Source organism: Pseudomonas sp. MPDS (genome assembly GCF_013283895.1).
Classification (GTDB): Bacteria; Pseudomonadota; Gammaproteobacteria; order Pseudomonadales; family Pseudomonadaceae; genus Aquipseudomonas; species Aquipseudomonas rhizophila.
Genome location: NZ_CP054128.1, coordinates 4,615,139 through 4,630,210 on the forward strand (window position 1 = coordinate 4,615,139; position 15,072 = coordinate 4,630,210).

General features: G+C 61.2%; 12 protein-coding genes and 1 pseudogene. 4 read left to right on the forward strand and 9 right to left on the reverse strand.

The window, feature by feature from the left end; all coding sequences use genetic code 11:
* Positions 1–6 precede the first annotated feature (6 nt).
* The 7 genes from flgK to HQ912_RS20295 all read right to left on the reverse strand — a co-directional run bounded on the left by flgK (position 7) and on the right by HQ912_RS20295 (position 8,753).
* Positions 7–2,073: a flagellar hook-associated protein FlgK gene (gene flgK, locus HQ912_RS20265; protein WP_047226220.1), complete on the reverse strand. Its 2,067-nt coding sequence runs from the start codon at positions 2,071–2,073 to the stop codon at positions 7–9.
* Between the two features lie 10 nt (positions 2,074–2,083).
* The gene (flgJ, locus tag HQ912_RS20270) at positions 2,084–3,388 is read right to left on the reverse strand and encodes a flagellar assembly peptidoglycan hydrolase FlgJ (protein WP_173407223.1); all 1,305 of its coding nucleotides are present in this window, start codon (positions 3,386–3,388) and stop codon (positions 2,084–2,086) included.
* Between the two features lie 10 nt (positions 3,389–3,398).
* Positions 3,399–4,484, reverse strand: a complete 1,086-nt coding sequence (locus HQ912_RS20275) for a flagellar basal body P-ring protein FlgI (protein ID WP_160892017.1) — start codon at positions 4,482–4,484, stop codon at positions 3,399–3,401.
* 45 nt (positions 4,485–4,529) lie between these two features.
* Entirely contained in the window at positions 4,530–5,225 is a 696-nt protein-coding gene (flgH, locus tag HQ912_RS20280; protein ID WP_047226218.1) for a flagellar basal body L-ring protein FlgH, read from the reverse strand.
* Between the two features lie 51 nt (positions 5,226–5,276).
* Complete coding sequence (gene flgG, locus HQ912_RS20285; RefSeq protein WP_047226217.1) at positions 5,277–6,062, reverse strand: flagellar basal-body rod protein FlgG; 786 nt, start codon at positions 6,060–6,062, stop codon at positions 5,277–5,279.
* Between the two features lie 49 nt (positions 6,063–6,111).
* Positions 6,112–6,849, reverse strand: a complete 738-nt coding sequence (locus HQ912_RS20290) for a flagellar basal body rod protein FlgF (RefSeq protein ID WP_047226216.1) — start codon at positions 6,847–6,849, stop codon at positions 6,112–6,114.
* Positions 6,850–7,193: 344 nt separating this feature from the next.
* Positions 7,194–8,753, reverse strand: coding sequence for a sigma-54-dependent transcriptional regulator (locus tag HQ912_RS20295; protein WP_173407224.1), 1,560 nt, complete (start codon positions 8,751–8,753; stop codon positions 7,194–7,196).
* Between the two features lie 339 nt (positions 8,754–9,092).
* Between HQ912_RS20295 and phhA the strand changes: the two genes are divergently transcribed.
* The 3 genes from phhA (at position 9,093) to HQ912_RS20310 (ending at position 11,527) form a co-directional block, all read left to right on the forward strand.
* Positions 9,093–9,878 carry a phenylalanine 4-monooxygenase gene (gene phhA, locus HQ912_RS20300; RefSeq protein ID WP_047226214.1) on the forward strand — a complete coding sequence of 262 codons (786 nt, stop codon included), beginning with the start codon at positions 9,093–9,095 and terminating at the stop codon, positions 9,876–9,878.
* Between the two features lie 99 nt (positions 9,879–9,977).
* Positions 9,978–10,334 (forward strand): 4a-hydroxytetrahydrobiopterin dehydratase, encoded by a 357-nt coding sequence (locus tag HQ912_RS20305; RefSeq protein ID WP_003184087.1) that lies wholly within the window; start codon positions 9,978–9,980, stop codon positions 10,332–10,334.
* Complete coding sequence (locus HQ912_RS20310) at positions 10,334–11,527, forward strand: amino acid aminotransferase (RefSeq protein ID WP_047226213.1); 1,194 nt, start codon at positions 10,334–10,336, stop codon at positions 11,525–11,527. The genes HQ912_RS20305 and HQ912_RS20310 overlap by 1 nt, the downstream gene beginning before the upstream one ends.
* 199 nt (positions 11,528–11,726) lie before the next feature.
* Here the strand turns inward: HQ912_RS20310 and HQ912_RS20315 are convergent, their stop codons facing one another.
* Positions 11,727–12,296, reverse strand: coding sequence for an NAD(P)H nitroreductase (locus tag HQ912_RS20315; protein ID WP_047226212.1), 570 nt, complete (start codon positions 12,294–12,296; stop codon positions 11,727–11,729).
* A gap of 183 nt (positions 12,297–12,479) precedes the next feature.
* Between HQ912_RS20315 and HQ912_RS20320 the strand changes: the two genes are divergently transcribed.
* Complete coding sequence (locus HQ912_RS20320; protein WP_173407225.1) at positions 12,480–13,934, forward strand: TrkH family potassium uptake protein; 1,455 nt, start codon at positions 12,480–12,482, stop codon at positions 13,932–13,934.
* On the opposite strand, the pseudogene HQ912_RS20325 reads toward HQ912_RS20320, so the two are convergent.
* Positions 13,891–14,947, reverse strand: a pseudogene (locus tag HQ912_RS20325) (AraC family transcriptional regulator). The gene HQ912_RS20320 and the pseudogene HQ912_RS20325 overlap by 44 nt on opposite strands.
* Positions 14,948–15,072: the final 125 nt, after the last annotated feature.

A 15,072-nucleotide genomic window follows, 5' to 3' on the forward strand; every position in this document is an offset into this window, starting at 1 on the left:
GACTCCTTAAAGACTGTTGATCAATGTGCTGAAGATTTCCTGCGCAGCCTTGATGATCTGCGAAGACGCGGTGTAGTACTGCTGATACTTGACCAGGTTGCCGGTTTCTTCGTCCAGGTCCACGCCCGACAGCGAATCGCGAGCGCCCTTGGCGTTATCCAGGATCGCGCCGGTGGCAGCGCTGTCGAGCTTGCCCTGGGCGGCCTTGGAACCTACGCCCTCCACCAGCTTGCCGTAGGCATCGTTCAACGAAATGCCCTTGCTGGCGGAACCGGTGTCCACGGTCTTGGCAGTCTGCAAACCGGCCAGGACAGTGCCGTTACGGTTATCCAGGCTGCCGGCCTGGCTGACGCTCACATCGATCGCGGCACCGTTGGACGGTGCGCCAGCAATCGACATGTCGAAGGTGACGGTACGCTGCACCGGCGGTGCCGAGGAATCCATGATCGGGTTGCCGCTGGCATCCTTGAGTGGAACGCTCAGGCTCAAGGTATTGCTCTGGCCGGGCTTGATCGTGCCATTGCTGATCTCGACACCCGTGGCATCGAGCAACTGGTAAGCCTGGCTGGTACCGTCGGCGGACGTCGCGCCGAAGACCACCTTGACTGGCATCGAGGTCTTGATGCCGTTCTGGATGATGGTGGTGGTGGCTTCGTCGTAGATGTCCAACTGCGACGTCATGGTCGGCTGGCCGCTGGCCGGAATGGTCAGCGTACCGCTGCCGCCCGGCACGATGGCTGCGCCCAGCGGCGCGGCAATCGCCAGTCGCTTGGAGTCGGTCATCTCGGTCTTGATACTGGTCGCCGCGTTGCGGGTCGGGGTGATCTTGAACGAATCGCCAGCGGCAGCGGTGCCATTGGCGAAGGTCATCGAAAAGCCGTCGATCACCGGCGGCGGCGTCGTCGCGGTATTGAACGAACCCATCGAAGTGCCGTCAGGCAGGCGCTGGACCGTGTAGTCGGTGGCGCTGGTGAACTTCACCTTGTAATCATTGGTGGTCAGCGCGCCGGTGTCTTCGATGGCCACGTTGAAGTTGCCGGAACCGGCGCTATTGTTCAACGCGGCAATACTGCGCTGACTCATCTGCGCGGCACTGTTGATGTTGGTGAACAGGTTGGAACCGAAGGCGCCGTTCTTGTCGATGCCCGAGGCCTGGATCGCGTTCATCTGGTCGGCGACCACCAGGGCCACGCGGCCCAGTTCATTCATGGCCGGGTCAAGCACAGTGCTGCGATAGCGCATCAGGCCGCCGATCTCGCCGCCGGTAAGTACCTGGGTGAGGTCCATGACACTGGAACCGCTATTGAGCTGGATCCCCAGGCGGCCCGGATCGTTCTTGTCCGGCACGGTTTCCAGGGTGTTGACCGTATTGCCCATCACCAACGGCTGGCCGGAACCCAAGTAGATGTCCAGGCTGCTGCCGTTCTCCACGATCTGAGTGCCGGTGAAGGCCGAGAGCTGGAGAATGGTCTGGTTGCGGGCGTCGAGCAGGTCGTTGGGAGCACCGCCGGAGTTGGAGACTTCGGCGATTTTCTTGTTCAACTGAGCGACGGTGGTAGCCAGTTTGTTGACCTGATCGACCATGCTCGACAGGTTGCCGTTGATGTTCTGATTCTGCTCCGTCAATTGGCTGGCGACCGAATTGAAACGATTGCTCAAGGCTTGCGCATCGCTGAGCAGCAACTGACGGGACGCATCATCGCCCGGCTTGGCGTTGACGTTCTGCACCGAGGCGAAGAACTTGGTCAGCGCGCCATTGAGGCCCGTGCCGCTGTCCGACAGCAAGGCATCGAGCGGGGTGATCTGCCCTTGATACGCGGCCGCATCGCTGTTGAGCGAGGTCGTGGTCTTCAACTGCGCTTCAAGGTAGGCGTTATAGACCCGGCGCACATCGGCCAGGGTGGTGCCGGAGCCGATGAAGACGTTGCCGTATTGATTGGACGCCTTGGTGGTCTGCACGGTCTGCTGACGCGAATAACCGGCGGTATCAACGTTGGCAATGTTGTTACCCGTGGTCACCAATGAGGTCTGACTTGCGGACAGACCCGACATCCCGATGTTGAGCAAACTCATGGTTCAGACCTTATAAAGTCGTAGTGGCGCCAGCCGAAGCGTAGTTTTGGTAACTGGTCATCTGCCGGGCTATATTCGAAATCTTGCTGGCGTAGTTCGGGTCGGTGGCGTAACCGGCCTTCTGCAACTCACGCACAAACTGTTCCGGGTTATCGGCCGACTTCAGCACATCTTGATAGCGACTGTTGCTTTGCAGCAGATTGACCAGGTCATGGAAGCTGTCGCGATACGAAGCGTAGGAACGGAACTGGGCCGTCTCCTTGACCATCTCGCCATTGCGGAATTCGCTGGTGATCGCCCGCGCCGAATCGCCCGTCCAGTTCTTGCTGGCCTTGATACCGAACAGGTTGTGGCTGCTGCTGCCATCAGGCTGACGCATGACCGACTTGCCCCAGCCGGTTTCCAGGGCCGCCTGGGCCACCAGGTAACGAGGGTCCACGCCGATACGGTCCGCGGCTTCCTTGGCCATTGGCAGCATGGCATCGACGAACTCGTCAGCATCGCGGAAGGCCTTGCGGGCTGGCGCCAGGGGTGGCTGCGCCACGGCACGCCCGTACACCTGCATGGACTCGCTCGGCTCTGACGCCTTGAGCGCGGCCAGCCAGTCGCCATTGGCCAGTTCGCCGGTGGCAGGCTTGACGGCGGTGATGGCACGATCCGGCAAAATATTCTGCGCCTTGACGTCAGGCGCGACGGCAGCCGAAGGCACCAACCCGGCAAGCAGCCGATCGGCCAGTTTTGGCGGCAAAGCCAGGCGGCGCTGGTTGAGCATTTCCATGTCGTTGCGGTGAACGCCCTCGCCCGCCCCTTGCGGCGCACTCACGGCCCGCGAAGCCCACAGCGGACGCTGGCCGTTGGAGCGCGACAATGGCCCGTCGGGCAACGTGCCGGCGGCAATGGGCGTCGGCACCGGGGCCTTGACGGCCTCGTCCAACGCTTGCTCCTGCTTGCCGGCCGACAGCGTTGCCGCCTCGCCTGACACCAGGGGTTTGTTCTTGGACATCTGGCGCAGCAGCACGTCAGCCAGGCCAATACCACCGCCCTCGCGAGACATGGAAACGGCCAACTGCTGGTCGTACATTTCCTGGTACTGCTTGGCTTCAGCGGTATTGAGCGGATTGTCCTTGCCCATCGACTCGGTCGCCGCACGCATGGACTTGAGCATTTCACCGATGAACAGCGACTCGAATTCCTGCGCCACTTTGCGCAGGTTGCCGTCACTGTTCTTGTCGCCGACCTTGAGCTGGTTCAGGCGATTGAGGTCCGAGTAGGAACCCGAATCCCCGCTGATCAAAGCGCCCTTGCGCATATCCATGGCTCGTTCCTTAAATCACGATCAGGTCGGCTTGCAACGCGCCGGCCTGCTTCAAGGCTTCGAGAATCGCCATCAAGTCGCCCGGCGCCGCGCCGACCTGGTTCACCGCCCGGACAATTTCATCCAGGGTAGTGCCCGGGCCGAACTTGAACATCGGCTTGGCTTCCTGCTCGGCATTGACCCGCGAACGGGGCACCACGGCGGTCTGGCCGTTGGACAAGGGTCCAGGCTGGCTGACGATCGGGTCTTCGGTAATGGTCACGGTCAGGCTGCCGTGGGTCACCGCGGCGGGTGAAACCTTGACGTTCTGGCCGATCACAATGGTGCCGGTGCGCGAGTTGATGATGACTTTCGCAACCGCCTGGCCCGGATCGACTTCGAGGTTCTCCAGGATCGACAAATAGTCGACCCGCTGACTCGGATCCAGAGGCGCGGTGACGCGCACCGAGCCGCCGTCGATGGCCTGTGCCACGCCAGGGCCGAGCATGTCATTGATCTTGTCAACGATGCGCTTGGCGGTCGTGAAGTCATAACGGTTGAGGTTCAGAGTCAGGCTGTTGCCCTGGTTGAAACCGCTCGGCACCGCACGTTCCACCGACGCACCACCAGGAATGCGGCCAGCCGACGGAACGTTGACGGTGATCTTGGAACCGTCACGGCCTTCGGCGTCAAAGCCACCCACCACCAGGTTGCCCTGGGCGACGGCGTAGACGTTGCCGTCGATACCCTTGAGCGGCGTCAACAACAGGGTGCCGCCGCGCAGGCTCTTGGAGTTACCGATGGACGAAACAGTGATATCCACCTGCTGCCCGGGCTTGGCGAACGCCGGCAGGTCGGCACTGACCGACACCGCCGCCACGTTCTTCAACTGCACGTTGCCCGAACCCGCCGGCACCTTGATGCCGAACTGCGACAACATGTTGTTGAAGGTTTGCAGGGTGAACGGGGTCTGGGTGGTCTGGTCGCCCGTGCCATTGAGACCCACGACCAGGCCATAGCCGATCAACTGGTTGGAGCGCACGCCGGAAATGCTGGCGATGTCCTTCAGACGCTCGGCTTGAGCGGTGAAGGCCGCCGACATCAGCAGTGCCCCCATCAACAGCTGCTTGAGATTCAACCGCTTAAGATTCAACTGGGCCACCTAGAAAGGGAACTTCGGGCTGAGGAAGAAACGGTCGAACCAGCCTGGCTGACTCGCATCGGCAAAAGCACCGGTGCCCGAGTAGGTAATACGTGCATCGGCTACACGGGTCGACGAGACGGTGTTGTCGGTAGCGATATCATCGGCGCGAACCATGCCGGCGATGCGCACCAGTTCGTCACCGGTGTTGAGGGTCAGCCACTTCTCGCCCCGCACAACGATGATGCCATTGGGCAACACATCGGCGACGGTCACGGTGATCGAGCCGGTCAGGCTGTTGCTCTGTCCGGACTTGCTGTCGCCCTTGGTGGCCCGGTCGGAGCCATAACCGGCGTTGAGGCTCAGGTCCCCGCCACCGATGGGATTGTTGGTGGTCAGGCTGGAGCCGAACAACGACGTCAGGCCAACGCTGGTCTCGCTGGTCTTGTCGATCTGCGAGTTGGCGTTCTTGCTGGCCTGGGTCCGTTCGTTCAGGGTGATGGTGATGATGTCCCCAACCCGGAAAGCCTTACGGTCGCTATACAGGTTCTGCTCGAAGCCAGCCTGGTAGATCGAACCGTTGTTGGCAGCGGCCGGCAACGGCGTGCGCGGCAACACCGGAGCGTAGTACGGGTCATTGGCTTTGGGCGTTGGCGCGACACAGCCCGCGAGCGCAGTAACTCCACTCAGTGCCAGAACAGATACGAAGCGATTCATGACCCTACCTCTTGGTGTTGCAGGCGGCCTCAGGCCGCCCTATAGACGTGATTACAGATTCTGCGTAACGAACGAGAGCATCTGGTCGGCGGTGGAGATCACCTTGGAGTTCATCTCGTAGGCGCGCTGGGTGGTGATCATGTTGACCATCTCCTCCACGGTGCTCACGTTGGACGTTTCCAGGGTGTTCTGCAGCGTGGTACCGAAGCCGTTCAGGCCTGGCGTGCCGACTTGTGGCGCGCCGCTGGCCGCGGTTTCCAGGAACAGGTTGTTACCCACCGCTTGCAGGCCGGCCGGGTTGATGAAGTCGGCAGTCTGCAGGTTGCCGATCACCTGCGAAGCAGGGTTGCCCGCCACAGTGATGGACACGGTGCCGTCGCGGCCCACGGTGAACGTTTGGGCGTCGTTCGGGATGATGATCGCCGGTTCCAGGGCGAAACCGCTGGCGTTGACGATCTGGCCATTGGAATCGAGGTGGAACGTACCGTCACGGGTGTAGGACGTGGTGCCATCGGGCTGCAGGATCTGGAAGAAACCGCGACCGTCGATGGCCATGTCCAGCGGCTGCTCGGTGGTTTGCAGGCTACCGGCGGTGAAGTTTTTCTGGGTGCCGACGATGCGCACACCGGTACCAACTTGCAGGCCCGACGGCAATTCGCTGTCCTGGGTCGATTGGGCGCCTGGCTGGCGTTTGACCTGGTACAGCAGGTCCTGGAACTCGGCGCGATCACGCTTGAAACCCGTGGTCGACACGTTCGCCAGGTTGTTGGAAATAGTAGAAAGGTTGGTGTCCTGGGCGGACAGACCTGTTTTGGCAACCCAAAGAGCCGGAAGCATTCGATTCTCCTCGTACGCCTGTTTTTCGGCGCGACGCTGTAATTAATGATTAGATCTGCAAGACCCGAGCCATGGCTTCGTCGCCTTCTTTGGCGGTGTTCATCATCTTGACGTGAAGCTCGAACTGCTTGGCCAGGGCCAGCACCGAAGTCATCTCGTCCACGGCATTGACGTTGCTCGCTTCCTGGAAACCCGACACCAGTTGCACGTTGGCATCAATGACAGCCGGCTGGCCGTCCTTGGTGCGGATGGTGCCGTCCAGGCCCTTGGTCATGTTGCGAAGATCCGGGTTGACCAGCTTGATGCGGTCGACTTCAGCCATCACGCGCGGGCCTTCACCCATGGCGCGGATACTGATGGTGCCGTCCTGGCCGATTTCGATTTTCTGCTCTGGCGGCACGGCGATCGGACCACCGTTGCCCATCACCGGCATACCGTTGCCGGCCCGCAGCACGCCCAGGGCGTCAACGTTGAGGCTGCCGGTGCGCACGTAGCTTTCACCGCCTTCAGGGTTCTGCACAGCCATCCAGCCCGGCCCGCTGACTGCCACGTCGAGGTCGCGGCCGGTTTCCACCAGCGCGCCAGGGGTGAAGTCAGTGGCTGGACGCTCGGACATGGCAAATGCCCGCGCCGGAAAGCTGTCGCCAAACACCGGCATCGAACGAGCCTGCTCCAGGTCTTTCTGAAAACCGTTGGTGGAGATGTTCGCCAGGTTGTTGGCATGGGCCCGCTGCGCCAGTGCGTTCTGGCTGGCGCCGGTCATTGCCACATAAAGGTACTTGTCCACTGTCGTTCCTCTGCATGCCGGACGTTTGCCGTCCACTGCTGTACTGCTGAGCACTAAGCAATTTGCAGACCAACTTTTTTCTGGCGCCGTCGAGCCGCACAAACAAAGGGCTTCAGGGTTCTTGAAGGGATATGGGGAAATGTATCGAAGACGAAAAACCGGCGGTGTCATGCCGTTTGGTGGCAACGCTTGACCTTCTGGCAACGGCTACTGCCGTCATCGCGAGCAGGCTCGCTCCCACCATGGATCTTGGGTGCTCGCAGGATTTTGAACACTCGATACCCCTGTGGGAGCGAGCCTGCTCGCGATAGAAGTCCCCACCAAACACAACAGGCAAGCAACTATTATGAGCCGGCCTTACCCACCTCATACTCACGCAACTTATTGGCAATGGTCGTATGGGAAACCCCCAGCCGCTTGCCCAGTTGCCGGCTGCTGGGGTGTTCGGAATACAGCCGCTCCAACACGGCTTTCTCGAATCGCCCGACGATGTCGTCCAGCCCGCCCTCCAGGGAAAAGTCCCCCAGGGGCTGACGCACGCCGTAGTCCGGCAGACGGATATGCTCGGCTTTCACCGTTGCGCCATCACACAGGGAGACAGCCTGGAACAGCACGTTTTCCAGCTGCCGAACGTTGCCTGGCCAGTGGTAGTGGCTGAGACGGTCCATCGCCGCCGGGGCCAGTTTCGGTAGCGCACAGCCAATCTGCCGACTGGCCTGGTCAAGAAAATGTTCCACCAGCGGCATCAAGCCGTCGAGGCATTCGCGCAGGGGCGGGATGTGCAGCGAAAGGACGTTCAAACGGTGGTACAGATCCTGACGAAATTCCCCTCGGGCGCAGAGCTCGGACAAATCCACCTGGGTCGCACAGATCACCCTGACATCCAGGTACACCTCTTCATCGCTGCCTACACGACGGAAGCAACCGTCCTGCAAAAAGCGCAGCAATTTCACTTGCAGGCGCGGGCTCATTTCCCCTACCCCGTCGAGGAACAACGTGCCTCCGGCGGTCAGTTCGAGCAACCCGAGCTTGCCTTCGGCCCGGGCCCCCTCGAAAGCACCCGGGCCGTAGCCGAACAGTTCGGTCTCGGCCATGGACTCGGGCAATCCCGCACAGTTGAGTGCCATCAACGGTGACTGCCCGCGCGGACTCGCCAGGTGACAGGCGCGAGCCAGCAACTCTTTGCCAGTGCCGGTTTCGCCTTCTATCAACAGCGGCGCATCCAGTGGCGCCATGCGTCGGGCTTCCCGGACGACAGCGGCCATCACCTTCGAACTCTGGAAAATGCTGTCGAAGCCGCGCAACTCCTGCTTGCGCACGTTATAAATGCGCTCGCCCACCCGGTCCGCCCGATGCAGCGTCAGCACCGCACCGGCCATGGCCTCGCTGTCGTCGTGCTCCGATTGCAGTGGCGCGATATCCGCCAGAAACACATCGCCCCTGACCTTTACCCGCAAGCCGTTGATGCGTGACTGATTGGCGCGCACCAGCTCCGGCAGGTCAAAATCCTCGGCGTACCGGGACAGTGGAATCCCCGGCACTTCGTCCACTCGCACCCCGAGCAACTGCGCCGCAGCCCGGTTGGCGGCGACGATGCCCCCCCCCATGTCGATGGACAGCACCGGAAACTCCAGGGCGCCGAGCAGCGCGTTGAGCTCCATGTGCCGACGTTCACTGGGCATCAACCCCACCCGCTTGACGCCGAAGACCCCGGCAATGCCTTCGAACTTCGGGCGAAGCGCCTGAAACTGGATGTTGATCAGATTCGGGCAGTGCAGATAAATCGCATTGCCGTGCTCACCGCCCACTTCCCCGCGGGCGACGTTGATGCCGTACTCCACCAGCAGGTTGAGGATGTCCCGCAGGATGCCGATGCGGTTCTGGCAATGGACTTTGATGCGCATGAAAAGGCCCGATATCGATGTATATGCAAGCATGGGAGAGCGGGCTGCTTGGCAGCCCAGCGGGAGCAAGCTCCCTCGCCACAAGTTTTTTTTCTGCGTGGCAGCGCAAATAAACGTCAAGATTATGTGACAGTTGTAGGCCATTTCCCAGTCGAAAAACCCGACAATAGCGAAGAACAGCCAGCCCTGTAACGAAAACTTTACGAAACCACACCTTTATCGCGATACCCGCTCTTGTCTGCCTGCTGCACACATCCCTGCTTCGGGTTATCTCTAATGCATCGCTGGACATAACAACAAACAAGCCGTCCCCCAGAGGGAAATCAGCAGGAGAGCAGCATGAAGCAGACGCAATACGTGGCCCGCGAGCCCGATGCGCAAGGTTTTATTCACTACACCGCCGAAGAACACGCGGTGTGGAACACGCTGATCACCCGCCAGCTCAAAGTCATCGAAGGCCGTGCGTGCCAGGAGTACCTGGACGGTATCGACAAGCTGGGCCTGCCCCACGACCGTATTCCGCAATTGGGTGAAATCAACAAGGTGTTGGGTGAAACCACCGGTTGGCAAGTGGCCCGGGTACCGGCGCTGATCCCCTTCCAGACCTTTTTTGAATTGCTCGCCAGCAAGCAGTTTCCCGTCGCGACGTTCATTCGTACCCGCGAAGAACTGGATTACCTGCAAGAGCCGGACATTTTCCACGAGATATTTGGCCACTGCCCGCTGCTGACCAACCCCTGGTTTGCAGAATTTACCCACACCTACGGCAAACTCGGCCTACAGGCTTCCAAGGAAGAACGCGTCTACCTGGCGCGCTTGTACTGGATGACCATTGAGTTCGGCCTGGTGCAAACCCCGCAAGGCCGACGCATCTACGGTGGCGGCATCCTGTCTTCGCCCAAGGAAACTGTTTACTGCCTGTCGGACGAGCCGGAGCATCAAGCCTTCGATCCGCTGGAAGCCATGCGCACGCCGTATCGCATCGACATCCTGCAGCCGGTGTATTTCGTGCTCCCCGAGCTCAAGCGCCTGTTCGACCTGGCCCACGAAGACATCATGGGCATGGTCAAGCGTGGTCGCGAACTGGGCCTGCACGCTCCGAAATTTCCGCCAAAAGCTGCGTGAACCGCGTCTTTTAATCTCAATTGAGTCTGTTGCACAACGCGGCTTTGCTTTAGCGTGAGTGCATCGACGTTTTTCAAATATTCGATCCGGGAACACACCATGAACACTCTGAACCAAGCCCATTGCGAAGCCTGCCGCGCCGACGCGCCACAAGTCAGCGACGAAGAACTACCGGTACTGATCAAGCAGATCCCGGACTGGAACATCGAAGTGCGCGACGGCGTGATGCAGCTGGAAAAAGTCTTCCTGTTCAAGAATTTCAAGCACGCCCTGGCCTTCACCAACGCCGTTGGGGAAATCTCCGAGGCCGAAGGTCATCACCCGGGTCTGCTCACCGAATGGGGCAAAGTCACCGTGACCTGGTGGAGCCACTCCATCAAGGGCTTGCACCGCAACGACTTCATCATGGCCGCCCGCACCGATGACGTGGCCAAGACCGCCGAGGGCCGCAAGTAATGCATTTCGATGCCATCGGCCGGGTGCCCGGCGATCCGATCCTCGGCCTGATGGAGGCTTACGCGGCAGACAGCAATCCGGGCAAGTTCGACCTGGGCGTGGGCGTCTATAAAGACGCCCAGGGCCTGACGCCGATTCTTGCGGCAGTCAAACAGGCCGAGCAGCGCCTGGTGGACCGCCAGAGCACCAAGACCTACATCGGCGGTCATGGCGACGCCGCGTTCGGCCAGTTGATCAATGAACTGGTGCTGGGCGCCGACTCAACGCTGATCAAGGACAACCGCGTCGGTGCGACCCAGACGCCGGGCGGCACCGGCGCCCTGCGCCTGAGTGCCGACTTCATTGCCCAGTGCCTGCCGGGCCGCGGCGTTTGGTTGAGCAACCCGACCTGGCCGATTCACGAAACCATCTTCGCCGCCGCCGGGGTCAAGGCCAGCCATTACCCCTACGTGGGCACCGACAATCGCCTGGATTTCGAAGCGATGCTGGCGACCCTGAGCCAGGCACCCAAGGGCGATGTGGTATTGCTGCATGCCTGCTGCCATAACCCCACCGGCTTCGACCTGACCCAGGAACAATGGCGCCAGGTGCTGGAAGTGATGCGCAGCCGCAACCTGCTGCCGTTGATCGACTTCGCTTATCAAGGTTTCGGCGATGGGCTGGAGCAGGACGCCTGGGCCGTCCGGCTGTTTGCCCAGGCACTGCCTGAAGTCCTGATCACCAGTTCCTGTTCGAAGAACTTCGGCCTGTACCGCGACCGCACCGGTGCGCTGATCGTCTGCGCCGGCGATGCCGAGAAACTGGTGGACATCCGCAGCCAACTGGCAAACATCGCCCGCAACCTGTGGTCGACGCCGCCGGACCATGGCGCGGCGGTTGTGGCGACGATCCTGGGCAACCCGGACCTCAAAAGCCTGTGGGCCGACGAAGTGCAGACCATGCGCCTGCGCATTGCACAGTTGCGCAGCGGCCTGCTGGAAGCGCTCGAACCCCACGGTTTGCGTGAGCGCTTCGCCCATATCGGCGTGCAACGGGGAATGTTTTCCTACACCGGCCTGACGCCGGAACAGGTCAGGCTCCTGCGCGAACGCCACAGCGTGTACATGGTCGGCACAGGCCGGGCCAACGTGGCAGGCATCGACGCCACGCGCCTGGATTTGCTGGCTGAGGCTATTGCTGACGTGTGCAAGTAACCAGCCTTTGAATAGCTGAACACATCCCCTTGTGGCGAGGGGATTCATCCCCGCTGGGCTGCGCAGCAGCCCTTAAATCCGTCACCCCGGAGAGTCAGGTTGCCTTATATCGAAGGTTTTGGGGCTGCTACGCAGCCCAACGGGGATAAATCCCCTCGCCACAGATAAGTCCTCTTCACCACAGAAGCTGCGCCAGACGCTAAATCTGCGGGCCCGTCCACTCCCGGACAAACTGCCCGACATCTTCCTTCGGCGCCGTGCGGGCCTCTTTCTGCGGTGTGCCCAGGTAGAGAAAACCGATCACCTCTTCACCGTCCTCAAGACCAAGCCCCTTGGCCACATGAGGTGAATACGCCAGCTCACCCGTACGCCAGACTCCGCCCACCCCTTGGGCGTAAGCCGCCAACAGGATTGCGTGGGCTGCGCAGGCGGCCGCCAGCATTTGTTCGGACTTGGGGATTTTGAAATGGTCCTGCAACCGTGCAATCACCACCACGACCAGCGGTGCGCGCAGCGGGCCGTTGAGCGCCTTCTCCACGACGGCTTCGGCTACCAGCGGATCATTGAACCGCGCCGCTTCGGCCAGGAGCTCGCCCATGCGATGACGCGCCTGCCCTTCGACCGTCAGAAATCGCCATGGCCGCAACTGGCCATGATCCGGAGCCCGCATCGCCGCGGCGAACATGACCTCGCGCTGTTCGGCGGTAGGCGCCGGGTCCACCAGGCGCGGGACGGAAACACGGTTGAGCAAAGCGTCGAGAGCCTGCATCGGCCACCTCCTGAAAAAATGTCCAGCTATTCTAGTGGCTTGTACGGCGAGTTCGTTAGCTCAAATTCCGCAACCAGAAGTCCATTGCGCAGGCCACTGGCCTCACGCGCCACCGGGTGCCGGTTTACATGCCGCTTGTCGCGGGTAGAATGACGCCCTTCCCTTTCAGCCCGAGCGGACTTCATGGCGTTGCCGACCCTACGGATCATTGGTTTCATCATCGGCATCTTCCTGATCACCCTGGCGATCTTCATGGTCGTGCCCATGGCCACCTTGCTGATCTTCGAGCGCACCAACGACCTGCCATCGTTCCTCTGGTCGAGCATGATCACTTTTGTCGCCGGCCTGGCCCTGATCCTTCCCGGACGCCCGGAACACGTGCATCTGCGGCCCAGGGACATGTACCTGCTGACCGTCAGCAGTTGGCTGGTGGTGTGTATCTTTGCCGCGTTGCCCTTCCTGCTGACCCAGCACATCAGCTACACCGACTCGTTCTTCGAAAGCATGTCCGGAATCACCGCCACCGGCGCCACGGTCCTGAGCGGCCTGGATAACATGTCCCCCGGCATCCTGATGTGGCGGTCGTTGTTGCACTGGCTCGGCGGGATCGGCTTCATTGCGATGGCGGTGGCGATCCTGCCGCTGTTGCGCATCGGTGGCATGAGACTGTTCCAGACCGAATCCTCCGACCGCTCGGAGAAAGTCATGCCCCGCTCCCACATGGTGGCGCGGCTGATCGTGGCGTCCTATGTAGGCATCACCATTCTCGGCACCCTCGCACTGTGGTGGGCGGGGATGAACCTGTTCGATGCCATCAACCATGCGATGTCGGCGATCTCCACCGGCGGGTTCTCGACGTCGGACAAATCCCTGGCCAAATGGACCGAACCGGCGGTGCATTGGGTCACTATCGTCATCATGATCCTCGGCAGCCTGCCGTTTGCCTTGTACGTCTCGACACTGCGGGGCAATCGCCGGGCGCTGATCAAGGACCAACAGGTCCAAGGCCTGCTGGCGGTGCTGCTGGTGACCTGGGTGGTACTGGGCACCTGGTATTGGGCGACAACCGACCTGCACTGGCTGGAGGCCCTGCGGCATGTGGCGTTGAACGTGACGTCGATCGTCACCACCACAGGCTTCGCGCTGGGAGACTACAGCCTGTGGGGCAATTTCTCGCTGATGTTGTTCTTCTACCTGGGTTTCGTCGGCGGCTGTTCCGGTTCGACGGCCGGCGGGATCAAGATCTTCCGCTTCCAGGTTGCCTACATCCTGCTCAGGGCCAACCTCAAGCAATTGATCCACCCGCGCGCGGTGATCAAGCAGAAATACAACGGCCACCGCCTCGACGAAGAAATCGTACGCTCGATTCTCACCTTCTCGTTCTTCTTCGCCATCACCATCTGCGTGATCGCCCTGCTGCTCTCGCTATTGGGCGTGGAATGGATGACCGCCCTGACCGGCGCGGCCAGCACCGTGTCCGGCGTCGGCCCGGGACTGGGAGAGACCATCGGCCCGGCCGGCAACTTTGCGCCGCTGCCGGATGCGGCCAAGTGGATTCTGTCGGCTGGCATGCTGCTGGGCCGACTGGAGATCATCACCGTGTTCGCGCTGTGTATCCCGGCGTTCTGGCGTCACTGACCGGCCTGGCCGTTTGACCGCGCCCGGTATTCGCCGGGCGTCGTGTCGAACCAGCGTCGAAAGGCCCGGAAAAAATTGCTCGGGTCGGCGAAGCCCAGCAGATAGGCGATTTCCAACAGGGTCAGGGCCGGCTGCGCCAGATACTGTTCGGCCAGTTCGCGGCGGGTGTCATCGAGCAGGCTCTGGAAAGTGGTGCCCTCTTCCTGCAAGCGTCGCTGCAAGGTGCGCTGGGACAGGTGCAGCGTCTGCGCCACCACGTCACGCTTAGGCTCGCCCCGTGGCAGCAGCCGGCACAACACTTGCCGGGTCTGGTGGGTCACGCGGCTTTCGGAAAAACGCGCCAGGTATTCACCGGCAAACCGGTCGTGGAGCTGCGCCATGGCCTCGTTGGCGGTGGGTAACGGTGCTTCCATGTCACTACGTTCGAAGATCAACGCGTCGTAAGGTGCGCCGAACATCAGTGGCGCGGGAAACGCCTGTTGATAAGGCGCCAGATCAACCGGTTCGGCGCCCTGGAACAGCACCTTCATCGGGTGCAGGGTGCGTCCGGTCAACCAGTTGCACATGGCCAGCGCACAGGCCAGGGAAGCCTCGGCACTCTGGCGGGTGGGCGGGAGATGGTCGCCATGCACTGTCAGAACCAACCCGTAGCCCCCCTCCATCTGACGAAAGCTCAGGTCGGCGCTTTCAGCGATGATCCGCTGATAACGCACGAGCCGCTGGAAACCCTCGACCAGCGTGCGGCTGGACATCAAGGCATACCCGACCACGTGAAACGACGCCGGGCGCACCACTTTACCCATGTTCAAAGCGATGGCCGGGTTGCCCGACAACTCCACGGCGCGTTGCCAGAGTCGGGTCATCGAATCCTGGGGGAAACGTGCATCTGGATCTTCCAGCGCGTCATAGTCCAGCCCCAGCTGTTTGAACAGCATCCGACAATCCAGGCCGTCCATTTCCAGTGCCTTGACAATCCCCATCGCCCAGCTTGAAGAAGTCGTTCGTTCGCTCATGACGTTTTACTTGCATGACGAGCCGCAGGGTACGGCTGGATTTGCGAAGGATACTAAAGTGGCGCCCATTGTCACTGGTCGTTGCAAGTGATCGCTCTAGACTTCAATCAAACCGTTGGTCGCCC